This window comes from Rhizobium esperanzae, assembly GCF_002204185.1.
Lineage (GTDB): Bacteria > Pseudomonadota > Alphaproteobacteria > Rhizobiales > Rhizobiaceae > Rhizobium > Rhizobium esperanzae.
Map to the genome: position 1 here is coordinate 87,869 of NZ_MXPU01000020.1, position 24,746 is coordinate 112,614.

Genomic DNA, 24,746 nt, shown 5'->3' on the forward strand with positions numbered 1-24,746 from the left:
AGGCTCAGAGGCGCTGTCCATCGCGGATACGGTAGCTCGGCGCATACATGGTGACGAGCTCTTCGGCCGCGGTCGGGTGCAGCGCCATCGTCCGGTCGAAATCGTCCTTGGTGCAGCCGGCCTTGAGCGTGACGCCGAGCAGCTGCGCCATCTCGCCGGCATCGTGCCCGAGAATATGAGCCCCCACCACCTTGCGGCTCGCAGAATCGACGATCAGTTTCATGATCATCCGCTCGGACCGGCCGGAAAGCGTCGCTTTCAGCGGTCGGAACTGGGCGCGGTATACTTCGATCTCACTGTGCCGCTTGCCCGCCTCCTCTTCCGACAGGCCGACCGTGCCGATCTCGGGCTGTGAGAAGACGGCAGTGGGGATCAGTTCATGGTCCGGCCGGGTCGGATTGTTCTTGTACTCGGTCTCGATGAAGCACATCGCCTCGTGAATCGCCACCGGCGTCAACTGTACCCGATTGGTGACATCGCCGAGAGCATAGATATTTTCGATATTGGTACGGGAATAATCGTCGACGATGACGGCGCCGCGCTCGTCCGTGGCGACGCCGGCTGCCTCGAGGCCGAGGCCTTCCGTATTCGGATCGCGCCCGAGCGCCAGCATGACGACATCGGCCTGCAACGTGCCGCTGTTCAGCGTCTCCAGCACGAGCCCGTCCTCGGCGTTCGAAACCTGTTGCAGCGTGTCATGGCAGAGAATGCGGATGCCCTTGGCGACCATTGCCTCGTGCAGGCCCCGCCTCAGATCCTCGTCGAAGCGAGACAGGATTTCGGCGCCGCGATAGATCAGCGTCGTCGCCACGCCGAGGCCATGGAAGATATTGGCGAATTCGACGGCGATGTAACCGCCGCCTGCGATCACGATCGATTTCGGCAGTTCTTCGAGATGAAAGGCGTCGTTGGAGGAAATGCAAAGCTCGTGACCGGGAAGCGCGACATGCGGGTTCGGGCGTCCGCCGGTCGCAATCACGATCGTCTTGGCCGTCACCGTCTGCCCTGTTTTCACCAGCCGCACCGTATGGGCATCGACGAGCTCGGCGCGCGTTTCCAGGATCTCGGCATTGGCGCCGGCGAGCCCCTTCTTGTAGAGGCCTTCCAGCCGCGCGATCTCCGCATCCTTGGCGGCCACCAGCTTCTTCCAGTCGAAACTGCTTTGGCCGACCGTCCAGCCGAAACCCGCTGCATCCTCGAAGTGCTCGTGGAACTGCGAAGCATAGACGAAGAGCTTCTTCGGCACGCAACCGCGGATGACGCATGTCCCGCCATAGCGATATTCCTCCGCGATCGCCACCCTCTTGCCGAGCGAGGCGGCGACGCGCGCAGCGCGCACACCTCCGGAACCACCGCCGATGACGAAAAGGTCGTAATCATAGGAAGACATGAGAAGCTCCGGAAGGGGAATCGCAGGAAGGACGTTCCTGATATAGGGGCGATCATCATGAAAACAAAAGCCCTGCTCCTGCGTCTTTCCGTACTCCATTGCCGAATCTTGATCGGAAGTTGCCTCGGTCACCGTTTACGGTTGACCGCGTCGGCAGAGGCTGGCAGGCAATGCACGAGACTGAAAGGATGCCGGAGCAAAAGATGGATCAAACTCTCTTCGCCAACCTGTGCAGGGCCGGCAAGTTCAAGGAAGCGCTCAACCTCGCCATCCAGGGCCACGAGGGCGAGAAATTCACGCCCAGCCGCTTTGCCATGGACAAGAAAACAGGGCTGCCGATCTTCTACCGCGGCAACAAGCGCGTAGAGCCGGATGAGACTGGCGTATGGCAATTGGCCAAGAGTTCGAAGGACTGGGGCTGATCGCCCTTGGCGTATTTTCTCTCTCGAGGATTTGCCGCTCTCAGCCGGTAATGCGGAAATCCCTCGGCATATTCTCGAGCTGAGCCGCTTCCGTCTCGACGCTTGAAACCGATGCCCCTGCAGGTCCGCGCCTCAAACGCTCGATCATTGTCGAAATCGCGTTGTCCGCTCCAGCGATCAAGGCGGAGACAGATCCGTCCGCTTCGTTGCGCACCCAACCCGTTACGCCGAGCCGCAGCGCCTCATCGCGTGTCCACATGCGAAAACCGACACCTTGGACTCTGCCCGATATCCGCACTCGCACCGCCTCGTCATGATCGGACATATCGCCTCACCAAAACCTAGCCGCTATTGCCGGATCCATCATAGCAAAAAAGCCCGGACGATGCCGGGCTTTTGCAAATCTGCGGAGGCAGCCCTTACTTCTGGGCAGCCGGGGCCGGCGCCGGAGTGGGTGCCGGAGCCGCTGGGCTGTCGGTGGCCGGCGGTGGCGCCTTGATGACCTTGGACAGTTCGGCATTGCTCTGCTTTTCCAGGTCTCGCGAAATGCCCTGCGCCCAGATGTCGGCAGCCTTGGCCGTTTCGCGGGAGGCGACCGGACCATCGCGCAGTAACTTCTTGCCGACGTCGGAATTATAGAAATCCGCAATCGCCTTCAGCTCGTCGACCGTGAAGGCCTTGGCATAGGTGAGCGCCGCCTCCTTTTCCAGATCCCCGCGCCGCGGCGCCAGCTTCAGCGCCTGCGCGTCGACGGTCGACGAGATAACGTCCTGGTAGTTCGGCGAATCCTGGATCAGGCCGGCTTTCAGGCGCTCGGCAAGGCCGGGCAGGATGTTGTCGAACTGGGCCGTAGCACCGATCGCGTCGATCGCCGCGCGCGCAGCTTTCAGTTGCTCTTCGGAAACTTCCTGCGCCTTGACGGCGGGGCCGAAGGCAAGCCCGGAAAGAACGATGGTCGCAGCGGCAAGACGGCCAAGACCTGCAATGTTCATCATAAGTGTATGCTCCTGTTATCTGTTTGCCTGCAGCGTGCGCGCACCCGCAGGACCGGCGATGATCGCAAGTGCCGCCATATTGATAAAGAGCCCGTGTTCGACGACGCCGGGTATGGAATTCAGCTCGCTCGAAAGCGCCTCTGCATCAGGAATGCGGCCAAAAGATGCATCGATGATGTGATGGCCGCCATCCGTGGTAAACTCTCCGTCACCGGACTGGCGCAGGTTGAGTTCGCCGGAAAGGCCGAGCCGGGCGGCAACCTTTTCGATGGCGATCCGCGTCGAGACGAGACCGAACGGATTGACCTCGATCGGCAGCGCGAAGGCGCCGAGCGTTTCGACCAGCTTGCTCTCGTCGGCGATGACGATCATCCTCTGCGACGCGGCAGCGACGATCTTTTCGCGCAGCAGCGCGCCGCCGCCGCCCTTTATCAGCCTGAGCGCCGGATCGACCTCGTCGGCGCCGTCGACCGTCAGATCGAGCGCCGGCAGCTCATCAAGCGACTTCAGCGGAACACCGAGCTCGACACAGAGCCGCGCCGTTCGCTCGGACGTCGGAACACCTTCGACCTGGAAGCCGCCTGCGACCTTCTCCGCCAGCAGGCGGACGAATTCTTCCGCTGTACTCCCAGTTCCGATGCCGAGACGCATCCCGCTTTCGACATGGGCGAGCGCGGCCTCGGCGGCCTTGATCTTCATTTCGCGCGCATCCATGCGCCGCCAGCTCCGAATTATTACGTTGGATGTGCTGTTTACACGGCTCGCCTGGCAAACGAAAGTCAAAATCATCACGGAAAATGAAAAGCCGAAACAAACGCCTGCGGCTTGCCGCTAATCCTCAGGCCGTTGCTTTCCGCCCCGCGATCGCCTACCTCAGGAAAAATATCATCATTCCCGGAAATGACGCGTTCCATCGACACCGCTCGCAAGACGCCCATCGCACAAAGAGGCAAACCCTTGACCCCTGCCCCCGCCCCGCTCGTCGTCTTCGATCTCGACGGCACCCTTCTCGACACCCATGCCGATCTCGTCGAAAGCCTGAACCATACGATCGCAGCCCTCGGCCTCGAACCGGTCAGTTATGACGACCTCACCCATCTCGTCGGCCAGGGGGGGCGGGTGATGATCGAGCGCGCCTGCCGGCTGCGCGGCCATTCGCTCGCGGAAGATGGCCTGCCGCTGCTGGTGGAACGCTTCGTCGCCCATTATGCCGGCAGCATGCCCGGCCATACGGAACCTTATCCCGGTCTGGTCGCCGCGATGAACCGCCTGAAATCCGCTGGCTACCGCCTCGCCGTCTGCACCAACAAGATGGAGAGCCTCGCGCTCGGTCTGCTCGACAAGCTCGAACTCGTCAGCTATTTCGAAGCCGTCACCGGCGGCGACACCTTCCAATACCGCAAGCCCGACGCTCGCCACCTCACCGGCACCATCGAGCGCGCCGGCGGCGATATTTCCCGAACCGTGATGATCGGCGACAGCATCAACGATATCGCAGTGGCCAGGAACGCCGCCGTGCCGTCGATTGCAGTGCCTTTCGGCTACTCGGATGTGCCGGTCTCAAGCCTCGATCCCGATGTCATCATCACCCATTACGATGAACTGACGCCGGAATTGGTGGAAGGTTTGCTGAAGGGTTCTGCGGCCAAAGTTGCCGTTTAGAGACGAGGCTGGCTCTTGTCCTCTGACGGCATTCGGTGAGGCCCCCCCTCTGGTCTGCCGACCATCTCCCCCACCAGGGGGGAGATTGGCCAGAAGCCTAACCTTCGCGCATCACTAACGTTGCGCAGCTTGCGGTGCCGATTGATTGGGGAAACCGGTGCTCCCGGCCAATCTCCCTCCTTGTGTCTCCTTGTGGGGGAGATGTCCGGCAGGACAGAGGGGGGTACCACACGGCACATCCTATCTGAAGCACCACCACCCAAAAACAAAACGGGCGGCCCAAAGACCGCCCGTCAAAAATCACCACAAATTAGGCGTCAGATCTGCGCCCCACGCGCCTTGGTCGTCGCATCGAAAGCCTTGTCGACATAGGCGTCACGGCCGTAGACGTCATCGAAATACTCCACCACGCCATCCTTGTTTGGCCAGGCGGTGAAATAGGAGACGTAGACCGGGATCTTCTGCGGCACCTTCACTGCATGATTCTGGCCGCTCGCGATCTGCCTGGCGACATCGTCGGCGGTCGTGCCGAGCACGGCGGCTGCCATCGCGCGCGGATTGGCAAGGCGCACACAACCGTGGCTGAGCGCCCGCATGTCGCGCTTGAAGAAGCTCTTCGAGGGCGTATCGTGCATGTAGATCGCGTGGCTGTTCGGGAACAGGATCTTCAGTTCGCCGAGGGCGTTATCGCTGCTTGGCGGCTGGCGCACCGAAACATTTGCGGTCGAGCCGTACCAGTCGACGCTGGACGAGGCGACGGCATGGCCATTCACCTCAACCTCGTAACCGAGCTGATCGAGGTAGTTCGGATCCGACCGCAGCTTCGGCAGCATTTCGTTGATGATGATCGACTGTGGCACGCCCCAGAACGGGTTGAACTCCACCGTCTCGATCTCGTCGTTGAAGAAATAGGTCTGGTTGTTCTTGCCGCCGACCACCACGCGCATCGACAGCTGTTCCTTACCGTCATTATGGTAGTAGGCCATGTAGGCCGGCTGATTGATCATGACGTAGCGGGAACCCAGATCTTCCGGCAGCCAGCGCACCTGTTCCATGGCGACGACGAGCTTGTCGATCTTCGAGGCATTGGTGTCACCGCCGGTCATGGCGCGCACCGTCGCCTGGCCGATGACACCATCGGGCTTCAGACCGTGCTCCTTCTGGAAGTCCTCCACCAGCGAGACGATGTCGGGCGAATAGTCGCTGCCGCCCGCGTAGGCTGCAAACGTCGCCGCATGATCGGTCGTCAGCGTCTCGGACCCGTGCTTCTGCAGCGCCTTGACGATATTGGCGATCTCGGACGAGCTGTCGCCGGGTTTGAGCAGCCCTTGGAGCGAAATGACGATCTGCTCCTCATTGCTGTCGGCGGCGCGAAGCTTGGCAAGCTCCGCCTTCAGCGCCTCGAACTGCGGGCTATCGGGCGAACGGCTGGCGATATAGGCGCCGGCATTCGGGCTCATGCGCGCAAGCTTCAGCACCGGTGCCAGATTGACGACCTTGCGCTGGAAATCGTGATAGCCAGAAATCTTGTTCGGATCGATGCGGCCGCGGACCGTGTCCTGCACGAAGGCAAGCACCTTGGCCGAAAGTTCCAGCTCGAACTGCGTCAGCGCTCGGTCGCGCGCGGCAGGATCGGGATTGGCCGGATCGACCGCCGGCGCCTGCACGGCGTAATCGGCAGGGTCGAGGCCCACGGAAGCCGCATCGGCCAGCGCCGCCATTGCCGACTGGGCGCGCTCGTTGATCTGGTTGCCGTCGACCCAGACGAGCGGATTGCGGCTATCGCTATAATAGGTTTCCAGCGCCTTGGCGACGTCGACATTGGCGCGAACCTTGGCCTGCGCCAGGAAGCGGCGCTGCACCACCGGTTCGGAATCGCTCCCAGGCGAAACCTCAGCAACCGCACCCGTGACGATGGGATCGGCGAACTTGCTGGTATCGACGAACTGCAGGGCTTCGGTCTTGTAGGTGTAATAACGCGGACCGCTGACCTTCGGCAGCGGCGCCTCCGGGTCAAGCCCGCCAAGCGATCCGCCTTCGCCGCCACGCGGCGCCACACGCCCGGGCGGCATCTGATCCATGAAAATGGTGCTCTGAGTCCGCTGCCTGTCGCCACGCAGCATATCCATCAGCGTATAGGCATGCGCGGGAGCGGCCATCATTGCCAGGCCGCAAGAAACTGCCAATGCGGATACCGCGCTTTTCAAAACGAACGTCATATATATTCCAGTCCCGATGTCATGCTGTTCTCAGCTCAAATCCCGCGAAACTCAAGCAGCGTAGGGCCTCATTGATCAGAAACCGGCCTTCGCCGCCAGCGCCGGCGGACTAATTTCATGTGAGAGGAATCCTGCGCGGCGCCGCACAGCAGTTCACACAAAATTATGAAATTATTAGTTAATTTTTTACCGAATTTTCGCCGCCGGGCCAGTACGGCAAAAACGTGCCGATGCATAAAATTTCCAACGTGGCCGAAAAAGCACGCCGCCTGGCAGGCACAAACATGACTGTGATCATCAATATTTCGCACCGCATCCGGTTTTCTTGCCCTGGTTTCCAACCTATAAGACCACATCTTTCGAAGATGCCAGAAAACAGCATGTGATAGGAAGGCAAGGCTCATGACCGCAACCCGCACCGAAACCGATACTTTTGGCCCCATCGACGTCGCCGCCGACCGATATTGGGGCGCCCAGGCGCAGCGTTCGCTCGGCAATTTCAAGATCGGCTGGGAAAAGCAGCCGCTGTCGATCGTCCGCGCCCTCGGCATCGTCAAACAGGCGGCCGCCCGCGCCAACATGTCGCTCGGCCAGCTCGATCCGGCGCTGGGCAAGGCCATCGTCGACGCCGCCCAGGAAGTGATCGACGGCAAGCTCGACGAGCACTTTCCACTGGTCGTCTGGCAGACCGGTTCCGGCACGCAGTCCAACATGAATGCCAACGAGGTGATCTCCAATCGTGCCATAGAAATGCTCGGCGGGGTCATGGGTTCCAAGAAGCCGGTGCACCCGAACGATCACGTCAATATGAGCCAGTCGTCGAACGACACCTATCCGACGGCCATGCATATTGCCTGCGCCGAACGGATCGCCCATCACCTGCTGCCGTCGCTGAAGCACCTGCATGCCGCCCTGGACATGAAGGTCACCGAATTCAGCCACATCATCAAGATCGGCCGTACCCATACCCAGGACGCGACGCCGTTGACGCTTGGCCAGGAATTTTCCGGCTATGCCGCCCAGCTTGGCTCCGCCATCAAACGCATCGAGATGACCCTGCCCGGCCTCTGCGAACTCGCCCAGGGCGGCACCGCCGTCGGCACAGGCCTCAACGCACCGGTCGGTTTTGCGGAGAAGGTCGCGGACGAGATCGCTGATATCACAGGCATGCCCTTCGTCACCGCGCCGAACAAGTTCGAGGCGCTTGCCTCGCATGACAGCATGGTCTTTTCGCATGGAGCCATCAATGCGGCGGCTGCCGCTCTCTTCAAGATTGCCAACGACATCCGCCTGCTCGGCTCCGGCCCCCGCGCCGGTCTCGGCGAACTGGCGCTGCCGGAGAATGAACCCGGCTCCTCGATCATGCCCGGCAAGGTCAACCCCACCCAATGCGAAGCGCTGACGCAGGTTTGCATCCACATCTTCGGCAACCACGCCGCGCTCACTTTCGCCGATAGCCAGGGCCATTTCGAGCTCAACGTCTACAACCCGATGATGGCATACAACTTCCTGCAGTCGGTGCAGTTGCTGGCCGACGCCGCCGTTTCCTTCACCGACAATTGCGTCGTCGGCATCGAGGCGCGCGAGGACAACATCAAAGCCGGCCTCGAACGCTCACTGATGCTGGTCACCGCCCTCGCCCCCAAGATCGGCTACGACGCCGCCGCCAAGATCGCCAAGACGGCTCACAAGAACGGTACAACGCTGAAGGAAGAGGCGCTTGCCAGCGGCCTGGTGACATCGGAAGAATATGACGCGATCGTGCGCCCGGAAACGATGATCGGGCCGAAATAAAAGAGCCGCGATACGCAGCCTCTGATCCGCCTGCCGTCCCTCGCCAACCTCTCGCAGGGCACGTCCCCTCGCCCCGTCTTTACGGGGAGAGGGTTAGGGTGAGGGGCGATCTTCGTCTGCCTGGTGCAGACAGGGGAGCAATGTCAAGCCAGCAACGAAAAATTGTCCATCACGACAGAATTGCCCATGAAGTCGAACCGGATTTCTTCGATGTCTTCGATATCGACCTCGAGACTGGGGCCGGTGACCTCGAGCTCCTGCTGATAGACGATCTGGCCGTCATTCAGGGCTGTGAGCGTCAGGTGAAAGGGCGATGCCGACAATTCGGCGATCGAGACGCTCTGAAAGGTGAACTCCCCGCCATCGAGCAGTTTCAAGCTTACGGGGGCAGAACCGGGGGATAGAACGGTATCGCTGAAACCGTCTTCGGTAATGGCGTCGACGCCCGGGATGCTATCATAGACGATGCCGTTCAGAAGCGTCACATCGTGGCTGCCGTTCACCGAGAGCGCAAAGCCCCGGTAATTGGGGAGAGAGAAATTATCCGCCCTCGATAAGACGCCCATATCATCGAAATCCAGGACTTCGTGATATTTTTCGCCTTCGTTGACGCCGTCGATCGCCAGCGTCAGCACGCCGAGATCCGTGCCTCCCCAGCCGTCGGACATCTTGTAACTCAGCTTTTCGATGAGCTGATCGTACTTCCCCAAATTCTTCACCACGTCGAGCGTATAATCCAGCTCATATGTGAAGTGACCATCAGGTTTCACTTTGAAGATTCCGTACTCGCCCTGAATGATCGTTTCGTGGTCAGGCCCATGTTTGGCGTCGATGCGGACGCCATTGACGAAGCGAACATACATGTCCGCTCCTTCGGGATCGCTGGCAAGGCGCAGCAGATCGCCCCTGATCCAGTCATGTTCGAAAAAAACGAGAAGGTCGTCGACAGCAGTTGGCTTTGCATTTGTCATTGGAAGCCCCGGCAGGTTAACGCTGCCGGAAATATGAACTGGGCTCGAGTTGAAAGCAACCTGAAGTCGGCCGTTTCGCGACAAATGTCGACTTCTGCTCCCTTATTGCGTGTGCCAGGCGGGTTGCAAATGTGGCACGACATAGCCCCAGCTCCAGACTCCGCCGTTCCCAATTGCATTTGCTTCGCAGCAGATTTAGACCGGTTCCAATTTTAGCGACGCACGCCCAGCAGAAAGGTCACTTGGATGGCTGACGATCTCTTCCCCCTTGGCGAGGATGCCACCCCCTACCGCAAGATCAGCAGCGACTACGTCTCGGTCGACAGTTTCAAGGGCCAGCAAATCCTGACGATCGATCCTGAGGGTATCCGGCTGCTTGCCGAAACCGCCTTTGCCGACATCAATCACCTGCTGCGCCCCGCCCATCTGAAGCAGCTTGCCGCCATCCTCGACGACCCTGAAGCGACCGACAACGATCGTTTCGTCGCCTACGATCTGCTGAAGAATGCCAATATCGCCGCCGGCGGCGTGCTCCCCATGTGCCAAGACACCGGCACGGCGATCATCATGGGCAAAAAGGGCCGCCGGGTCTGGACCGAGGGTGAGGATACGGCAGCACTCTCCAAAGGCGTTCTCGACGCTTATGAGAAGAAGAACCTGCGCTATTCGCAGCTTGCGCCCATAAAAATGTTCGAGGAGAAGAATACAAAGAACAATCTGCCGGCACAGATCGATATCTATGAGGAAGGCACCGACTCTTACGACTTCCTCTTCGTCGCCAAGGGCGGCGGTTCAGCCAACAAGACCTTCCTCTACCAGGGTACGCCCTCGCTCCTGACGCATGACCGGATGATCGACTTCCTTAAGGAGAAGATCCTGACGTTGGGGACGGCAGCCTGTCCTCCCTACCATCTGGCGATCGTCATCGGCGGCACCTCGGCGGAGATGAACCTGAAAACGGTCAAACTTGCCTCGACCCGCTACCTCGACGAGTTGCCGACCGAAGGCTCCGAGAGCGGCCATGCCTTCCGCGACATCGAAATGGAAAAGGAAATCCACAAGCTGACGCAGCAGATGGGCGTCGGCGCTCAGTTCGGCGGCAAGTATTTCTGTCATGACGTGCGGGTCATCCGCCTGCCCCGCCACGGCGCCTCGCTGCCGATCGGCCTGGGCGTCTCCTGTTCCGCCGACCGCCAGGCCAAGGGCAAGATCACCCGCGACGGCGTTTTCGTAGAGCAGCTCGAAACCGATCCGTCGAGATACATGCCCGAGATCGATGAGGCGAAACTGTCGGAATCGACCGTGCATATCGATCTCAACAAGCCGATGGCCGAAGTGCTCGCCGAACTCTCCCGGCATCCCGTCAAAACGCGCCTTTCATTGACCGGCACCATCATCGTCGCTCGCGACCTCGCTCATGCCAAGATCCGCGAACGGCTGGAAAAGGGCGAGGGCATGCCCGATTACCTGAAGAATCATCCGGTCTACTATGCCGGCCCCGCCAAAACGCCGGCCGGCTATGCCTCCGGCTCCTTCGGCCCGACGACGGCCGGCCGCATGGACAGTTATGTCGACCAGTTCCAGTCCTTCGGCGGCTCGATGGTGATGCTTGCCAAGGGCAACCGCTCGCGCGCCGTGCGCGAGGCCTGCAAAAAACACGGCGGTTTCTATCTCGGCTCGATCGGCGGCCCCGCCGCCCGTCTCGCCCAGGACTGCATCCGCAAGGTCGAAGTACTCGAATATCCCGAGCTCGGCATGGAAGCGGTCTGGAAGATCGAGGTCGAAGACTTCCCCGCCTTCATCGTCATCGACGACAAGGGCAATGATTTCTTCCAGGAGTTGAATCTGGGGTGACTGGGTGATGTGGTCATTGAGGTGAAGGGCAATCAACGGCGTGCCGTGCAGCCCCCTCATCCAACCCTTCGGGCCACCTTCTGCCCGCAGGGAAGAAGAGGGTGCAAGCCGCCGTCCATCGTTTCCTATCGTAAAGGTCTCAATGGAAGTGAGGCGCTGCCACGAGTGCCTTCTCCCCAGCGGCGAGAAGATGCCGGCGGGCAGATGAGGGGGCCGCACGGCACCCCCTTCCGATACCTGCACCATTACTGAATATCTGCAGCGCTTACCACGTCCTCATCATCCACCCTCGCCAGGATCTCCGTCCGGAATGCGCCGGAAAAAAGGCCGGTGTGCTCCAGCGGCAAGGCGCCGCCTGCGAGGATGGAGAAAACGACAAGGGCGAAAGAAATGGCGCGGGGCCTTTCCATGATCTTACGCCGTGGTTTTCTGGCAGCAGTCGGGTTTAGTGCTGAAAATATCTTTCCGAAACATTCACGCTGAAATAGGAGACGACCAAAAGCTCATGTCGACAAGATGAATACGATCTCCAGCGAGAAAAAGAACTGTAGTTTTTTAAACACCATTCCCGCAAAGCGGGTAGGACTACTCCACAGAAGATAAATTTTTTTATGGAAAATCATAGGCATGCCCAATGTATTGCCCCACTTCTGAGCTTTCATATGTAATCTTTGGTATATGTCGCTTTAATCTTTTCCCAACAAATTTAAGCTAACAACTAAAATATTGCCTTTGAATATATGAGGAGTTCGCCGGATGAATACGGCTGTCGCGCCCAAGGTGCAGGTTCCCGACGTCGCGGGTCAGATCACCTATGCCATGCGCTCGATGGGCGTTGCGCCAATACCGCGCAATTACGAACTCTTCTACGAGGCTTATATCGGCTCCAATCCCGCCCTCACCCGCGAACTCGCAGCCCTTGGCAGCCAAGCCACACAGGCCGAACTCGATGCGCTGGGCGCGCAGTATTTCACCGGCAGCCCCGCACGCGTCTTCGACGATGCCCATTCGCGCATATCAGGCGAACTCGACGGTCTGCTGCGGATTCTGAGGCAGGAGCAAAGTTCACTCGAAAGCTACACAAGGCTGCTCGGCGAGACCCATAAGCGCATCACCTCCAAAAGCAATGCCAGCGTCGAACTGATCGAAAGCGCCATCGAACTTTTGAGCCAGGCGACTGGCGACACCATGGCGCATGGCGAACGCACCGTCGAGGACGTCGTCCAGCGTTCGCAGGAGATGGATCAGGTCCGCAAGGAACTCGACGAATACAAGCGCATCGCCAACACCGATTCGCTGACGCGCCTTTCTAACCGCCGCGCCTTCGACGACCGCTTGGCAGCGGTCTTCAACAATCCCGGCATGCGGCCGGTGACGGCCCTGCTGCTCGCCGACATCGACAACTTCAAGAAGATAAACGACACCTACGGCCATCCCGTCGGCGACAAGATCCTCGCCACTGTCGCCTCCGTCATCCGCGGCAATGTTCGGCGAGACGTCTTCGTCGCCCGTGCCGGCGGCGAGGAATTTGCCCTGATCATCGAGGGCAACACAGCCGAGGAAGTGACGGCGATCGCCGAACGCATCCGCCGCACCCTCGAAACCACGCCGTTCAAGAATTCCCGCACCCGGGTGAATTACGGCCCGATCACCGTTTCGATCGGCATCTGCATGGCCTCGAATGCGGAGGATGCCGGCGAGCTCTACAGCAAGACCGACATCGCCCTTTACGGCGCCAAGAACGCCGGCCGCAACTGCATCGTCCTTTATCAGGACGGCATGCAAAAGGACTTCAGCAAGAGCTGGCTGATATACAAGGCCTGACGCGGACCCCTCATGATAAGCACGCTGTCGCCATCAGGTGACGGCATCAGCTGTTGTCCGGTTCACTCCACCGATATTACTTTTTCGATATCAGGAGCGGGAGGAGAGATGGGTGGCCACCTCTCGCCATCACGGCCTCTCGGCATCCCTACCACATCGTCTTCGCCGCCCGTCCCGGCCATTCCCGGTCGTAGGTTTCCTGATCGAAATCACCGACCGCGGCCTTCAGCATCTGGCCCGGCGTCGGCAGCGCCGCGAGATCGGCAAAGTGCTCGGCATTCCAGAGTTCGGCTCGCATCACCGCACGCGCACACTGGAAATAGACCTCGTCGATCGAAATGACGATGACGGTGCGGGGATGTTTGCCGTCCATCTCGAAGCTAGAAAGCAGCGCTTCGTCGTTGGAGACGACGCCGCGGCCGTTGATGCGCATCGTCGTATTCGAGCCGGGGATCAGGAACATCAGCGCAAGCCTGGGGTCGCGCACGATGTTGGAGAGCGAATCGACGCGGTTGTTGCCGCGCCAGTCCGGCAGATACAGCGTCTCGTCGTCGACGACTCGCACCACGCCGCCGAGATCGCCGCGCGGCGAACAATCGAGCCCTTCCGGCCCGACGGTCGCAAGCGCGGCAAAGGGCGAGATCTCGATCATCTCGCGATAGAGCGGCGTCAGCCGCTTGGTCACCTTGTCGACAGAGGCCTGCGATAGGCCGGCGCCATAGATCGTATTGAGCTCTTCGATGCTGTCGATGATTTTCATGAGGCGTTCCGCAGCGGCTTGATCTTGCGGTGGACGCTACAATGCCGCGCGCCTCGCCGGAAGCTCAAAAAATGGAATGATCTCCGCATCTTTTTTGATGCTTTCGCCGGCTTCCTCGCCTGCGCTGCCTGCGAGAAAGGCTGCGATCGCGCCAAGCACGGGAGCCGCTCCGATGATGCGCCGGTGACCGAATCCGTTTGCCCAGAACAGCCGCACTCTATTTCCCGCCGCGCCGTAACGCCGGGCATGGTCCGCTGACACCTCCTTGTCGTCCTCGGCATGGATCACCAGAACCGGCCGGCCGATCGAGCCCGCCGTATTGCTCGCGTCGAAATCCCCGAGTCTCCGTCCAGTGACACGATGAACCTCATCCTCCAGCGCGGCCTGGGCAACGGGGCGAAGGCCGATCATCCGGCCGAAATCGGTAAAGAGCCAGGCCATCTCGCTCGGCGAGCCAATCAGCACCAGTCGCTCGCCGGTAACGGGCACCGCATCCGGGATCAGGCCCGCCGCCGAAACCATCAGCGCCGCGCCCCCGAAGGAATGGCCGATCGCCGCATCGAATGCACCGAACCGCTCGCCTGCCGCCGCGATCGCCTCGACCGCGAGCCCCATATGCAGGAAGCGTCCGCCCGCGCACCCGTGGCCGGGAAAATCGAGCGCTATCACCTCGGCACCCGTCGCCGCCAGCATCGAAACGAGATCGGCCATGTAGACGGCGCTCGAGCCCCAGCCATGCGTGACGAGATAGCGCTTGCGCTGACCGAGCGCCCCGCCGTTCAACCGGTAGGCATGTGCTTTGGCGCCGCCGGCAAGCCTGAGGACGAAGCGCTCGGCGCCGGCAAGCCGTGCCGCGCCCGCCACATGCGCCGCCTTCGCTTTCTCGCCCTTCGGCCGCGGCGATGGTGTGCGGCAGAACAGCCGGAATGCAACCCTGCCCGCCAGCCGCTGCGAAATTACCTGCAGAAGCCGAAATCCGAGGCGGGTGACCTCAAGCGCGAAATTTGCCATAGTGGGAATCCAAAAGACTGTTCAACACTGAACAATAAAGTACAACGATGAACAAAAATCAATCCCTACCCTGGGATCATCCGCGTTTTCGCAGCTGGATCGCGGTGGCTCGCGCCTGCCAGCTCATGCAACAGTCCCTGGCGCGCTCGCTTGCCGATCTCGACATCAAGCCGCCGCATCTCGATATCCTCGTCAATCTCTACCGTTTCGAGGCCATCTCGCAGCAGGAGCTGGCGCGCAAGCTCCTCGTCGGCCGCTCCAATATGAGCATGCTCTTGCCGCAGATGGAGCAACGGGGTCTGATCGAGCGGCGCGGCGACGAGCGTGACAAGCGGGTGCTGCGCCTTTATCTCACCGGAGAAGGCCGCAAAGTAACCGAGGCAGCGATGGCGATCCAGACCGACCTCATCGAACGCACGCTCTCGGAGGAGCCGATCGAGCAATGCATGGCGACCGCCACCTCGATGGAGCGCATCATCGCCGTACTACTGAAAGATCTGCGCGACGACGATTGATCAATGCAGCGACGGCGCCGTCGGTGTGCCGGTCAGCGAGCGATATTCCCAGGCGGCGACGATGATCAGCACCAGCGTCGCGAGGATGCCGAGCAGATAGACCTCGATGAAGGGGGCCGCGAAGGCCAGCAGAACCACCAGCACGAGGCCGGCAAGATGCGACAGCGGCATCTGGCCGCTGGTCGCGCCCTTGAACCAGAGATTGCCGACGAGGAATAGGCCGGAGCCGCCGAGCACCGCTGCGGCGATGCCGACATCGCCCGTCTCGTGCGGATGCGAGAACATGAATTCAACCGCCACCGCATGCACGATGATGCCGGCCAGGATCGGGATATGCCCATAGGTGAAGGCCTGGCGCGCCAAGGCACCCGGCGTCTCCTCATGTTCGATGCGATGGGCGGCGCGCCCGTGGCCGAAGTGGAAATAGAGCCACCACATGGCGACCGTGCCGACGAAGCCGGTGACGAAGACGATGCTCGTCAGTCCCGAGATCGGCAGTTCGGAAAAGGTACGGCCGGAAACGAGAATCGCTTCGCCAAGGCAGATGATAACGAAGAGCGCGCAACGCTCGGCCATATGCGCGCCGGACACGTCCCAATCGCTTGGAAGCGAACGGCCGAGCCCGGGCACTGCAAAGCCTGCGGCTGGCCCGGCATATTCGATGACAAGTGCGATCACCCAGGCAATCAGCCGGGCTTCATGCTCCATGAGCCCGCCGGCGATCCAGAAGACGGCGGCGACCGCAAGCCAACTTGTGATGCGCACGAAATTCAGCGTATTGGCCCGGTCGACGCGCGTCATCGCATAGGTCGTAAACAGCGAACGCCCGACCTGCATCGCCACGTAGGCGCCGGCAAACAGCAGCCCCTTGTCGAAGGCTTCGGGAATGGAGGCCGACAGCAGCAGCCCGAGCATCATCAGCGCCACCAGCATGCCGCGCACCGGCATTTTTTCGGGATCGAGCCAGTTCGTCACCCAGGCGGTGAAGATCCACACCCACCAGACGGCGAAGGTCATCAGCGCCGCTTCGGCAGCACCCAGCGGCGTATAATGGGCGGCAAGCGCATGCGAAAGCTGCGAGATCGAAAAGACGAAGACCAAGTCGAAGAACAGTTCGAGGAAGGTCACCTTGCTGCCGGCGGCGCTGCCCTTGGCGCGCAGCCAGTTCTTGCTATTCGCTTTCGCCATGTGTCCCCCGATGGCCATGGATTGAAATTCAGCGCGGCTTTTCCGACGTGTCGCGGTTCATGCCCTTTTCCCGGAGCTCGTCCTCATAGGCCGAAAACAGCTCCGCCCCCCGTTCGCCGAGTTCGCGCAGATAAGTCCAGGTGTAGATGCCAGTGTCGTGCATGTCGTCGAAACCGATCCGCACCGCGTAATTGCCGGTTGGCGTCATCGAGATAATCGCGACATTGCGTTTGCCTGATACCGTCACCTTCTGCCCCGGCCCGTGGCCCTGCACCTCGGCCGAGGGCGAGAGCACTCGCAGCAGCTCGGCCGACAGATCGAAGCTCTGGCCGTCATTGAAGGTCACCACCAGCCGCTGCCGGTCTTTCGAAACGCGAAGTTCGCTCGGCCAGATATCGCTCATCTCAATCACCCTCTTTCCCCTGGAGAAGTAGGCGTTCGGCTTTTTCGAGGCAAGCGCAAATTAGCGTGTGCAAAATCCGTTTCCCTTGACGCGGCAATCACATATGCACAAATAGAAAGATGTCGCTTGAAAACGGGGGTATCCCGCTTGGCGAGCTTCAAATCCCGCCGCGGAGGAATTGGTGAATACGAGAGTGGGAACGATAGGTAACGCATCGCCGCTCGCGGCAGATGCACATCCGATGATCGACCCTTTCGGCCGGGCGGTCACCTATCTGCGCGTCTCCGTTACCGACCGCTGCGATTTCCGCTGCGCCTATTGCATGGCCGAGAACATGACCTTCTTGCCGAAGAAGGATCTGCTGACGCTCGAAGAGCTGGACCGGCTCTGTTCCGCCTTCGTCGCCAAGGGCGTGAGGAAGATCAGGTTGACCGGCGGCGAGCCGCTGGTGCGCAAGAACATCATGTATCTGGTGCGCAAGCTCGGCGAAAAGATCGGCGCCGGCCTCGACGAGCTGACGCTGACCACCAATGGCTCACAGCTGTCGCGCCATGCCGAAGAACTCTATGAGTGCGGCGTGCGCCGCATCAACGTCTCGCTCGATACGCTCGATCCCGACAAGTTCCGCAAGGTCACCCGCTGGGGCGATTTCGCCAAGGTCATGGAAGGCATCGACGCGGCGCAGAAGGCCGGCATCAAGATCAAGCTCAACGCCGTGGCGCTCAAGGATTTCAACGACGCCGAGATACCCCATCTCCTGCGCTTCGCCCATGGCCGCGGCATGGACCTTACCGTCATCGAGACCATGCCGATGGGCGAGATCGACGAGGACCGCACCGATCAATATCTGCCGCTCTCCGAGCTGCGCGCCGATCTCGAACGTCAGTTCACGCTAACCGACATAGATTACCAGACCGGCGGCCCGGCGCGTTACGTCAGGGTTACCGAGACCGGCGGCCGCCTCGGCTTCATCACGCCGATGACCCATAATTTCTGCGAGAGCTGCAACCGCGTGCGCCTCACCTGCACCGGCACGCTCTATATGTGCCTCGGCCAGAACGACGCCGCCGATCTCCGCGCCGCACTCCGCGCCACCGAAGACGACGCCCTCCTCCATGCCGCCATCGACGAGGCCATCACCCGCAAACCGAAAGGCCACGACTTCATCATCGACCGGACGCATAACAGGCCGGCCGTGGCGCGGCATATGAGCGTCACCGGCGGGTGAGGCCCGGTCTGCGCAAAGCGGGGAGCGATCGATCCAGTGATCATTGCAGGGGAGCCAACGCCCTGAGCCCAAGCGAAGGGCCGGAGCGCCAAACTCCACAAGTATCCAGAAGTGTCCAGCAACACCTGCGAGAGCCTCACGGCACGACGGTCAGCGCCTAGCCACCCGGTGTTGCTCCAACCCATCAGCCAGGCTTACGCGCGCAAATCGCAAACCGCTCCTGCACCATGCGCTCCAGCCCCCGCAGGAACGGCATCTTGCGCGCCTGCGCCCAGTGGATATCCGCGAGCTTGCGATCGACCACGATATCCGTAAAGCCGGCCTTGCTGAGAAGATCGACCACTGCTTCGGCCGGCATCTCCTTGGCGAAGTGCACGCGTGAGCGGATGTTCTGATGGCGCGCCATCATTTCAGGCGACATGTGGCTCGTCGGCGGCTTGCCCGTAATTTTCGTCCAGAGCTTCTGCAGGCCCTTGACCCACGTCTCCTTGCCCATATTGCCGTCGAGGATCAGCACCTTGCCGCCCGGCTTCAGCACTGAAAACCATTCCTTGAAAGCCGAAGCCGGGTCCACCAGCGTCCAGACGAGATGGCGGTTGGTGATGGCGTCGTAGCTGTCCCGCGGCTCCATGGTATTCTCGGCGTCGCCGGAAACGAAGCGGATATCGGTGCCGCGCTTCTTCGCCTTGGCGCGCGCCTGCGCCAGCATCGCATCCGACCAGTCGAGCCCCGTCACCTTGAAGCCGGCATCGTTCATCAGATGCGAGATGACGGCCGTGCCGCAGGCGAGATCGAGCGCCGCACGCCCCTGCCCCTCGCCGAGATGCTTTCGGATCAGCCGCTGCCAGCCCTTCCGCTCCGCTTCGGAGAAGATTTCATGGCCGACGCTCTGGTCGAACGTCGCCGCCCTTTCCGACCAGAAATCGCGGATTTCATCGCGGATGGAATAATTTGCATTCATCGAATTCATCTCAAGTGCCCCGGCGTCGGATCAGTTTGGAAATGCTCTAAAACATATAACTTGATTCACAAAGTCATATTTCTTATGCCTGCGGACATTATTCAGACGTCAGGGGAATTTCCAGATGAGTTTCGTGAAAATGCTCGCAGTGTCCGCAGCTGCGATTGCCGGTTCGATGCCGCTTTCGGCCTGGGCGCAGTCCTTCACCATCAAGGATGTCGCCGGCCGCGAAGTGGCCTTCGACAAGCCAGTCGAGCGTGTGATCCTCGGGGAAGGCCGCATGCTCTACGCCGTCGCGCCGATCGAGAAGGAAGACCCCTTTGCCAAGATCGTCGGCTGGCGCAACGACCTCTGGGCCACCGACAAGGATGGGTTCAACGCCTATGTCGAGAGGTTTCCGAAGGGCAAGGACCTGCCCTTCCTCGGCAACTTGACCGACGGCACGCTGCAGACCGAAACGGTCGTCAAGCTGCACCCGGACGTGCTGCTGCTGCCGATCGGCAACAAGACGGCCGCCGACGAAGTGAAGCTCGAAGAGATGCTGAATGGCATCGGCGTCAAGATCGTCTACATCGATTTCCGCGAACATATTCTCGCCAACACCGAGCCGAGCCTGAAGATTCTCGGCAAGCTCTTCGGCCATGAGGACCGCGCCGAGGCCGTCGCCAGCTTCTGGAAGGAGCAGATGGCGCGCGTCACCGACAGGCTAAAGGCCGCCAACCCGCCGAAGCCGAACGTTTTCATGTATCGCGCCGCAGGCCTGGTCGAATGCTGCGGCACCTTCGGTCCCGATAATTTCGGCCTGATGGTCGATTTGGCCGGCGGCCACAATCTCGGCTCCGATTTCCTGCCGGGTTACACCGGCTCCATCAATGCCGAACAGGTCGTCGCTTCTAATCCGGAGGTCATCGTCGTCACCGGTTCCAACTGGAGCCAGACCAAGGATGCCAAGGATTTCGTCAATGTCGGCCCGAATGCCGCAGCCACCCTCGGCGACAGCCGCAAGGCGCTCAACACGCTGATGGAAAACCCGGCCTTCACTGGCTCCAAGGCAGTGGCCGGCGGCAATGTCCATGCGATCTGGCACCAGTTCTACACCAGCCCCTACCAGTTTGTCGCCGTCCAGCAGCTGGCGAAGTGGTTCCATCCCAACCTGTTTGCCGATCTCGACCCGGACGCCACCTTCAAGGAATTCCACGAGAAGTTCCTGCCGGTCGCCTATCAGCCGGGCTATTGGGTCGACGCCAAGGCGGGCAAGTAATCCGCGATGGCCGAGATCGCCGCCATATCGATCGAAGCCGAAGCCGGGCGGGAGCGCTACCGCGCCCTCGCCCGGCGCAAGCTGCTGATCCTTTTCGCCATCACAGCAGCACTTTGTCTGTCCTTCGCCGTTGATCTCGCCTGGGGGCCCGCCCGCTACAGCCTCGCTGAGGTCATCGCCGCCCTCCTCGACCCCTCCTCCGTTTCCGATCAGGTGCGGGCAGTCGTCTGGAACATCCGCATGCCGGTCGCCGTCATGGCGATCGTCGTCGGCGCCTCGCTCTCCGTCGCCGGGGCGCAAATGCAGACGATCCTCGCCAATCCGCTGGCCAGTCCCTTCACGCTCGGCATCTCGGCGGCCGCAAGTTTCGGCGCGGCGTTGGCGATCGTCACCAGCGTTCCGCTTCTGCCCGTCGCAGCCGGCCTGCTCGTGCCGGTCAATGCCTTCATCATGGCGCTGATCGCCACGCTCTTCATTCATTTCATCTCGCAGGCGCGCGGCGTCTCGGTGCAGACGGTGGTGCTGCTCGGCATCGCCCTGGTCTTCACCTTCAATGCGCTGCTCGCCTTCCTGCAATATCTCGCCTCCGAACAGGCGCTCTCGGCCGTTGTCTTCTGGACGATGGGCAGCCTCACCAAGGCCACCTGGCCGAAGATCTGGGTGACGCTCACCGTTCTGCTGATTGCCCTTCCGCTCTTCGCCCGCAATGCCTGGGCGCTGACCGCCATCCGACTCGGCGAGGACAAGGCCGCAAGCTTCGGCGTCAATGTCCGCCGCATCCGGCTGGAAACCATGCTCGTCGTCTCGCTGCTTGCCGCAGTCCCCGTCAGCTTTGTCGGCACCATCGGTTTCGTCGGCCTCGTTGGTCCCCATATCGCACGCATGATCCTCGGCGAGGATCAGCGCTTCTTCCTGCCGGGCTCGATTCTCTCGGGCGCGCTGCTGCTGTCACTGACCTCGATCGTCTCGAAGTCGATCATTCCCGGCGTCGTCTTCCCGATCGGCATCATCACCGCGCTGGTCGGCGTGCCCTTCTTCTTCTCGCTCATCCTCTCGAACAGGAGCCGGTCATGGTAGCCCTTCAGTTACAATCGGTCGGCGCCTATCACGGCCGCAAGCTCTTCGTCGAGAACGTGACGACGCCGGTGATGAAATCGGGTGAGATCATCGCGGTCATCGGCCCAAACGCTGCAGGCAAGTCGACACTGTTCAAACGCATCACCGGCCTGCTCAAGGGCCCGGGTGATGTCGTCGTCGAAGGTTCGAAGGCGAAGAACGCCATCAGCTATATGCCGCAGGATACATCAGCAAACGCGGTGCTGACCGTCTACGAGTCCATCCTGCTCGCCCGTAAACAGGGCCAGTCCTGGGCCGTCGGCGACAGCGACCTACGCTTGATCGACGAGATCATGGCGGCGATCGATATCACCGCGCTGGCCTTCCGCGATCTCGGCGCCCTCTCCGGCGGCCAGCGCCAGCTCGTCTCGATCGCCCAGGCACTCGTCCGCGAACCCGAAATCATGCTGATGGACGAACCCACAAGCGCCCTCGACCTCCACCGCCAGATCGAAGTCCTCGATTTCATGCGCCGTCGGGTCCGCGCCAAAGGCATGCTCGTCCTGATCGCCATCCACGACCTCAACCAGGCCCTGCGCTTCGCCGACAAGGTGCTGGTCATCGCCAACGGCCGCATGCGCGCCTGCGGAGCGCCAAGAGATGTCGTTACCGCCGAAATGCTGCGGGAAATCTACAGAGTCGAAGCCCGGGTGGAGAAATGCTCGCTGGACCACGATCATGTGATCGTCGATGGGACGGCGCATTGAGGCCGGCAAAATCAGCCTGGCTCAGTCAATCAGTCGCTGCGCGGTAAACTTGTCGGTCACAAGCATATCGATCACCCCGACGCGGAGCGCGCCGGCAATCGCGTCGGTCTTCTTGGCCCCACCGGCAAGGGCAATCACCCGGTCCACCCGCTCCAGATCCTCGAGCGGCAAGCCTATGACGCGGTCGTCCAGCGGCGTCTTGACCGGCTTGCCGTTCTTATCGAAGAAGCGAAGCGAGATATCGCCGACGGCGCCTGCTTCCGCGAGATCGGAGAGTTCGCGGGAGGAAAAGATGTTGCCGGAGCGTGCGAGAAGTTCGGACGGTTCAACGGCGCCGATGCCGACGATTGCAAGCGTTATGCTGCCGAAGAGGTCCATCGTCTCACGGACGAACGGGTCGGCCTGCATCAGAAGCTTTGCTTCCCTTGACGTCGTCACGCCCTGCACGGGGAGCAGTTTCGGCTCGGCCCCGGTCAGCCGTGCAAGCCGCGTGGTCAGCTGCGTCGCATGCGTCTGCACGGAAGGATCGCCCATGCCTCCAAGGGTCTGGACGACATACTTCGCCTGAGCGCTCTTCTGGGGATGAATGTTCTCGACCATCTTGAAAATGGTCTGGCTCCAGCTCGAAACGCCGATGATCTCCCCCGGCGCAAGCGTCACCTCCAGGAGATGAGCCGCTGCCTCTCCGATGCGGGCCATGATGGCGCCGTCCCGATCTTCGGTGCATTCGACGACGATCGCCTCCGGCAGACCGTATTTTTCGCGAAGCGCGCCCTCGAGCTCGCTATAGGTTCCGACCGGCGGGATCACGCTGGTTCGCACGATATCTTCAGCTTCGGCACGCTTCAGCATGCGCGACACCGTCGCCTGCGACAGGCGAAGGTGCTCTGCGATCTCCGCCTGCCGCCGTCCCTCTATGTGGTACATCTGGGCGACCCTTGAAATGAGGCGGAGTTCGTTGAGGCGAGTCATCGCTAATCCCAGAATGAATTTTTATTCACCTTTAGCCTTTGTTTCGCGGGACGTCGAGCGGGCGAGCGCATCATTCCAGGTATCGAGAAGCACCCCACGATCCACCGGTTGCGGCTCGATGGTTTGCGTGTTTCGCGGCAATGCCGCGACAATTTCGAGATCGCTCCACAAGCCGAGTGACAGCCCCGCCAGATAGGCAGCGCCCAAAGCCGATGCCTCGGGTGCTTCGCATTGGATCACGGGATGTTCGATAAGGTTCGAGACACACTGCATCAGGAAGCGGTTCTGGCTCGGTCCGCCATCCACATAGAGCGCGCCGAGTTCGCCGCCGCTCTGCGTCCGCATGGCCGCGATTACGTCATGCACCTGGAAAGCGATGGAATCGGTCACCGACCGGGCCATTTGCGCGCGTGTCGTATTAAAGTTGATCTGGGAGAACAGGGCGCGGGCATCGGCATTCCAGTAAGGCGCCCCCAGCCCCACGAATGCCGGCACGAAGCCGGGTCCGCCCGGCTCGGCGCTCGCCGCAAGCTCGACGAGGGCCGCCACATCCGCAAGGCCGAGAATATCGGCCATCCAGGGAAGACTGGCGGCGCAAACGAGAATATTGCCTTCAAACGCGAAAGTCGGCTTTCCCCCGATACGCCATGCGACTGTGGTCGTGACGCCGTTGCGTGGAGGAATGAATTGCGAAAGCGTCGTCATGACCGAAGAGCCGGTCCCGAAGGTCACCTTGCCGTCGCCGGGTTCGAATGCCCCATGGCCGAACAGGGCGGCGTGGCTGTCGCCGATCGCGGCCACGATCGGAGTGCCATTCGGTACCCCCGGCAATCCTTGCGTTCTGCCGAAATCGGCGGAGCTGTCGAGCACCTCGGGCAGCAGCGCGATATCCGCGCCGAATATCTCGCCGAGTTCCTCGCTCCATCTCTGCTCCCTGAGATCGAACAACTGGCTCCTGGCGGCATTCGAGGCGTCGCAGGCGTGCCGGCGCCCACCCGTCAGGCAGTGGACGAGCCAGCTGTCGATCGTGCCGAGCCGCACCGATCGCCCGGCCGGAATACGGTCGAGCAGCCAGCGGAATTTCGAACCCGGAAACATCGGGTCCAATGGCAGGCCGGTGAGCGCCTGCACCCGGTCAAGACGGCCTTCGGCAATAAGACGTTCGCAATCCTGCGCCGTTCGGCGGCACTGCCAGCTGACCACCGGCCCAAGCGCCTCTCCCGTTTCGGCGTCCCAGGCGGTGACGGATTCGCGCTGGTTGGAAATGGCCACGGCCTCGATAACAACATCGGAGCCGGCCTTCAGGCAGGCATCGACCGCTTCGCAGACCGAGGCGTAGAGCCGGCGCGGGTCTTGTTCGACCCAGCCCGGCTTCGGATAGGAGATGCCGACAGGCGCCGATCCTCTGCCGACGATTTCTCCCTTTTCGGAAACGAGAACTGCCTTTGAATTGGTCGTGCCCTGGTCGATTGCCAGAATTGCCCGCATTGCCC

General features: G+C 61.2%; 26 protein-coding genes. 10 read left to right on the forward strand and 16 right to left on the reverse strand.

Translation table 11 applies throughout. The features are described 5' to 3' along the window. Positions 1-4: 4 nt before the first annotated feature. A complete protein-coding gene (gene gor, locus B5E41_RS25205; RefSeq protein WP_088396550.1) occupies positions 5-1,390 on the reverse strand; it encodes a glutathione-disulfide reductase in 1,386 nt (461 codons plus the stop codon). 203 nt (positions 1,391-1,593) lie between these two features. Here gor and B5E41_RS25210 point away from each other — a divergent pair, with 203 nt between their 5' ends. Next, positions 1,594-1,812 carry a hypothetical protein gene (locus tag B5E41_RS25210; RefSeq protein ID WP_041678876.1) on the forward strand — a complete coding sequence of 73 codons (219 nt, stop codon included), beginning with the start codon at positions 1,594-1,596 and terminating at the stop codon, positions 1,810-1,812. Positions 1,813-1,852: 40 nt separating this feature from the next. Here the strand turns inward: B5E41_RS25210 and B5E41_RS25215 are convergent, their stop codons facing one another. The 4 genes from B5E41_RS25215 to B5E41_RS32590 form a co-directional block, all read right to left on the reverse strand. Next, positions 1,853-2,137 (reverse strand): acylphosphatase, encoded by a 285-nt coding sequence (locus tag B5E41_RS25215; RefSeq protein WP_088396525.1) that lies wholly within the window; start codon positions 2,135-2,137, stop codon positions 1,853-1,855. Positions 2,138-2,231: 94 nt separating this feature from the next. Then, complete coding sequence (locus B5E41_RS25220; protein WP_088396526.1) at positions 2,232-2,807, reverse strand: DUF2059 domain-containing protein; 576 nt, start codon at positions 2,805-2,807, stop codon at positions 2,232-2,234. A 15-nt stretch (positions 2,808-2,822) separates the two neighbouring features. Continuing rightward, complete coding sequence (rpiA, locus tag B5E41_RS25225) at positions 2,823-3,521, reverse strand: ribose-5-phosphate isomerase RpiA (protein ID WP_011425639.1); 699 nt, start codon at positions 3,519-3,521, stop codon at positions 2,823-2,825. Between the two features lie 74 nt (positions 3,522-3,595). Next, the gene (locus B5E41_RS32590; protein WP_257784612.1) at positions 3,596-3,721 is read right to left on the reverse strand and encodes a hypothetical protein; all 126 of its coding nucleotides are present in this window, start codon (positions 3,719-3,721) and stop codon (positions 3,596-3,598) included. A gap of 43 nt (positions 3,722-3,764) precedes the next feature. Here B5E41_RS32590 and B5E41_RS25230 point away from each other — a divergent pair, with 43 nt between their 5' ends. Next, positions 3,765-4,469 (forward strand): HAD family hydrolase, encoded by a 705-nt coding sequence (locus B5E41_RS25230; protein ID WP_088396551.1) that lies wholly within the window; start codon positions 3,765-3,767, stop codon positions 4,467-4,469. Between the two features lie 317 nt (positions 4,470-4,786). Here B5E41_RS25230 and B5E41_RS25235 read toward each other — a convergent pair whose 3' ends face one another. Continuing rightward, complete coding sequence (locus B5E41_RS25235; protein ID WP_088396527.1) at positions 4,787-6,688, reverse strand: L,D-transpeptidase family protein; 1,902 nt, start codon at positions 6,686-6,688, stop codon at positions 4,787-4,789. A 68-nt stretch (positions 6,689-6,756) separates the two neighbouring features. Next, positions 6,757-7,092: a hypothetical protein gene (locus B5E41_RS31885; RefSeq protein WP_176439483.1), complete on the reverse strand. Its 336-nt coding sequence runs from the start codon at positions 7,090-7,092 to the stop codon at positions 6,757-6,759. On the opposite strand from B5E41_RS31885, the gene fumC reads away from it, so the two are divergent. Continuing rightward, positions 7,091-8,482, forward strand: coding sequence for a class II fumarate hydratase (gene fumC / locus B5E41_RS25240; RefSeq protein ID WP_064803037.1), 1,392 nt, complete (start codon positions 7,091-7,093; stop codon positions 8,480-8,482). The two genes, B5E41_RS31885 and fumC, sit on opposite strands and share 2 nt — an antisense overlap. Positions 8,483-8,625: 143 nt before the next feature. On the opposite strand, the gene B5E41_RS25245 is transcribed toward fumC, so the two are convergent. Next, positions 8,626-9,453 (reverse strand): VCBS domain-containing protein, encoded by an 828-nt coding sequence (locus tag B5E41_RS25245; RefSeq protein ID WP_088396528.1) that lies wholly within the window; start codon positions 9,451-9,453, stop codon positions 8,626-8,628. Between the two features lie 246 nt (positions 9,454-9,699). Between B5E41_RS25245 and B5E41_RS25250 the strand changes: the two genes are divergently transcribed. Then, a complete protein-coding gene (locus B5E41_RS25250) occupies positions 9,700-11,307 on the forward strand; it encodes a fumarate hydratase (protein ID WP_088396529.1) in 1,608 nt (535 codons plus the stop codon). 245 nt (positions 11,308-11,552) lie between these two features. On the opposite strand, the gene B5E41_RS31890 is transcribed toward B5E41_RS25250, so the two are convergent. Beyond that, the gene (locus tag B5E41_RS31890) at positions 11,553-11,717 is read right to left on the reverse strand and encodes a hypothetical protein (protein WP_176439485.1); all 165 of its coding nucleotides are present in this window, start codon (positions 11,715-11,717) and stop codon (positions 11,553-11,555) included. Positions 11,718-12,063: 346 nt separating this feature from the next. Between B5E41_RS31890 and B5E41_RS25255 the strand changes: the two genes are divergently transcribed. Continuing rightward, positions 12,064-13,131, forward strand: coding sequence for a GGDEF domain-containing protein (locus tag B5E41_RS25255; protein ID WP_088396530.1), 1,068 nt, complete (start codon positions 12,064-12,066; stop codon positions 13,129-13,131). Between the two features lie 148 nt (positions 13,132-13,279). On the opposite strand, the gene B5E41_RS25260 is transcribed toward B5E41_RS25255, so the two are convergent. Then, positions 13,280-13,891 (reverse strand): pyridoxamine 5'-phosphate oxidase family protein, encoded by a 612-nt coding sequence (locus B5E41_RS25260; RefSeq protein WP_088396531.1) that lies wholly within the window; start codon positions 13,889-13,891, stop codon positions 13,280-13,282. A gap of 36 nt (positions 13,892-13,927) precedes the next feature. Then, on the reverse strand, positions 13,928-14,902 hold the full coding sequence (locus B5E41_RS25265; protein WP_088396532.1) for an alpha/beta hydrolase: 975 nt from the start codon (positions 14,900-14,902) through the stop codon (positions 13,928-13,930). 47 nt (positions 14,903-14,949) lie between these two features. Between B5E41_RS25265 and B5E41_RS25270 the strand changes: the two genes are divergently transcribed. Beyond that, the gene (locus B5E41_RS25270; protein ID WP_064803048.1) at positions 14,950-15,417 is read left to right on the forward strand and encodes a MarR family winged helix-turn-helix transcriptional regulator; all 468 of its coding nucleotides are present in this window, start codon (positions 14,950-14,952) and stop codon (positions 15,415-15,417) included. On the opposite strand, the gene B5E41_RS25275 is transcribed toward B5E41_RS25270, so the two are convergent. After that, on the reverse strand, positions 15,418-16,605 hold the full coding sequence (locus B5E41_RS25275) for a low temperature requirement protein A (protein WP_088396552.1): 1,188 nt from the start codon (positions 16,603-16,605) through the stop codon (positions 15,418-15,420). A gap of 28 nt (positions 16,606-16,633) precedes the next feature. Further along, entirely contained in the window at positions 16,634-17,008 is a 375-nt protein-coding gene (locus tag B5E41_RS25280) for a gamma-butyrobetaine hydroxylase family protein (RefSeq protein ID WP_064803049.1), read from the reverse strand. A 181-nt stretch (positions 17,009-17,189) separates the two neighbouring features. On the opposite strand from B5E41_RS25280, the gene moaA reads away from it, so the two are divergent. Continuing rightward, complete coding sequence (moaA, locus tag B5E41_RS25285) at positions 17,190-18,236, forward strand: GTP 3',8-cyclase MoaA (RefSeq protein ID WP_088396533.1); 1,047 nt, start codon at positions 17,190-17,192, stop codon at positions 18,234-18,236. 184 nt (positions 18,237-18,420) lie between these two features. Here moaA and B5E41_RS25290 read toward each other — a convergent pair whose 3' ends face one another. Next, positions 18,421-19,206, reverse strand: coding sequence for a class I SAM-dependent methyltransferase (locus B5E41_RS25290; protein ID WP_088396534.1), 786 nt, complete (start codon positions 19,204-19,206; stop codon positions 18,421-18,423). A 115-nt stretch (positions 19,207-19,321) separates the two neighbouring features. On the opposite strand from B5E41_RS25290, the gene B5E41_RS25295 reads away from it, so the two are divergent. Genes B5E41_RS25295 through B5E41_RS25305 form a run of 3 tightly spaced genes read left to right on the forward strand, consistent with a single transcriptional unit; the run spans position 19,322 to position 22,281 of the window. Continuing rightward, positions 19,322-20,458, forward strand: coding sequence for an ABC transporter substrate-binding protein (locus B5E41_RS25295; RefSeq protein WP_088396535.1), 1,137 nt, complete (start codon positions 19,322-19,324; stop codon positions 20,456-20,458). Positions 20,459-20,464: 6 nt separating this feature from the next. Further along, the gene (locus B5E41_RS25300) at positions 20,465-21,535 is read left to right on the forward strand and encodes a FecCD family ABC transporter permease (protein ID WP_088396536.1); all 1,071 of its coding nucleotides are present in this window, start codon (positions 20,465-20,467) and stop codon (positions 21,533-21,535) included. After that, a complete protein-coding gene (locus tag B5E41_RS25305) occupies positions 21,529-22,281 on the forward strand; it encodes an ABC transporter ATP-binding protein (protein WP_088396537.1) in 753 nt (250 codons plus the stop codon). The genes B5E41_RS25300 and B5E41_RS25305 overlap by 7 nt, the downstream gene beginning before the upstream one ends. 21 nt (positions 22,282-22,302) lie before the next feature. Here the strand turns inward: B5E41_RS25305 and B5E41_RS25310 are convergent, their stop codons facing one another. Together B5E41_RS25310 and B5E41_RS25315 are read right to left on the reverse strand one after the other, a co-directional pair. Beyond that, positions 22,303-23,253, reverse strand: coding sequence for a sugar-binding transcriptional regulator (locus tag B5E41_RS25310; RefSeq protein ID WP_064810526.1), 951 nt, complete (start codon positions 23,251-23,253; stop codon positions 22,303-22,305). Between the two features lie 21 nt (positions 23,254-23,274). Further along, complete coding sequence (locus tag B5E41_RS25315) at positions 23,275-24,741, reverse strand: FGGY family carbohydrate kinase (RefSeq protein WP_088396553.1); 1,467 nt, start codon at positions 24,739-24,741, stop codon at positions 23,275-23,277. Between the last annotated feature and the right edge of the window lie 5 nt (positions 24,742-24,746).

Excerpts from the sequence above, each read along its gene's own strand:
- fumC (WP_064803037.1), top strand. The coding sequence starts at position 7,091 with ATGACCGCAACCCGCACCGAAACCGATACTTTTGGCCCCATCGACGTC.
- B5E41_RS25245 (WP_088396528.1), bottom strand. The coding sequence starts at position 9,453 with ATGACAAATGCAAAGCCAACTGCTGTCGACGACCTTCTCGTTTTTTTC.
- B5E41_RS32590 (WP_257784612.1), bottom strand. The coding sequence starts at position 3,721 with ATGGAACGCGTCATTTCCGGGAATGATGATATTTTTCCTGAGGTAGGC.
- B5E41_RS31890 (WP_176439485.1), bottom strand. The coding sequence starts at position 11,717 with ATGGAAAGGCCCCGCGCCATTTCTTTCGCCCTTGTCGTTTTCTCCATC.
- B5E41_RS25310 (WP_064810526.1), bottom strand. The coding sequence starts at position 23,253 with ATGACTCGCCTCAACGAACTCCGCCTCATTTCAAGGGTCGCCCAGATG.
- gor (WP_088396550.1), bottom strand. The coding sequence starts at position 1,390 with ATGTCTTCCTATGATTACGACCTTTTCGTCATCGGCGGTGGTTCCGGA.
- B5E41_RS25215 (WP_088396525.1), bottom strand. The coding sequence starts at position 2,137 with ATGTCCGATCATGACGAGGCGGTGCGAGTGCGGATATCGGGCAGAGTC.
- B5E41_RS25315 (WP_088396553.1), bottom strand. The coding sequence starts at position 24,741 with ATGCGGGCAATTCTGGCAATCGACCAGGGCACGACCAATTCAAAGGCA.
- B5E41_RS25270 (WP_064803048.1), top strand. The coding sequence starts at position 14,950 with ATGAACAAAAATCAATCCCTACCCTGGGATCATCCGCGTTTTCGCAGC.
- B5E41_RS25255 (WP_088396530.1), top strand. The coding sequence starts at position 12,064 with ATGAATACGGCTGTCGCGCCCAAGGTGCAGGTTCCCGACGTCGCGGGT.
- B5E41_RS25305 (WP_088396537.1), top strand. The coding sequence starts at position 21,529 with ATGGTAGCCCTTCAGTTACAATCGGTCGGCGCCTATCACGGCCGCAAG.
- B5E41_RS25295 (WP_088396535.1), top strand. The coding sequence starts at position 19,322 with ATGAGTTTCGTGAAAATGCTCGCAGTGTCCGCAGCTGCGATTGCCGGT.
- B5E41_RS25210 (WP_041678876.1), top strand. The coding sequence starts at position 1,594 with ATGGATCAAACTCTCTTCGCCAACCTGTGCAGGGCCGGCAAGTTCAAG.
- B5E41_RS25235 (WP_088396527.1), bottom strand. The coding sequence starts at position 6,688 with ATGACGTTCGTTTTGAAAAGCGCGGTATCCGCATTGGCAGTTTCTTGC.
- B5E41_RS25250 (WP_088396529.1), top strand. The coding sequence starts at position 9,700 with ATGGCTGACGATCTCTTCCCCCTTGGCGAGGATGCCACCCCCTACCGC.
- B5E41_RS25275 (WP_088396552.1), bottom strand. The coding sequence starts at position 16,605 with ATGGCGAAAGCGAATAGCAAGAACTGGCTGCGCGCCAAGGGCAGCGCC.
- B5E41_RS31885 (WP_176439483.1), bottom strand. The coding sequence starts at position 7,092 with ATGAGCCTTGCCTTCCTATCACATGCTGTTTTCTGGCATCTTCGAAAG.
- B5E41_RS25220 (WP_088396526.1), bottom strand. The coding sequence starts at position 2,807 with ATGATGAACATTGCAGGTCTTGGCCGTCTTGCCGCTGCGACCATCGTT.
- B5E41_RS25260 (WP_088396531.1), bottom strand. The coding sequence starts at position 13,891 with ATGAAAATCATCGACAGCATCGAAGAGCTCAATACGATCTATGGCGCC.
- B5E41_RS25265 (WP_088396532.1), bottom strand. The coding sequence starts at position 14,902 with ATGGCAAATTTCGCGCTTGAGGTCACCCGCCTCGGATTTCGGCTTCTG.
- B5E41_RS25300 (WP_088396536.1), top strand. The coding sequence starts at position 20,465 with ATGGCCGAGATCGCCGCCATATCGATCGAAGCCGAAGCCGGGCGGGAG.
- B5E41_RS25290 (WP_088396534.1), bottom strand. The coding sequence starts at position 19,206 with ATGAATTCGATGAATGCAAATTATTCCATCCGCGATGAAATCCGCGAT.
- B5E41_RS25280 (WP_064803049.1), bottom strand. The coding sequence starts at position 17,008 with ATGAGCGATATCTGGCCGAGCGAACTTCGCGTTTCGAAAGACCGGCAG.
- rpiA (WP_011425639.1), bottom strand. The coding sequence starts at position 3,521 with ATGGATGCGCGCGAAATGAAGATCAAGGCCGCCGAGGCCGCGCTCGCC.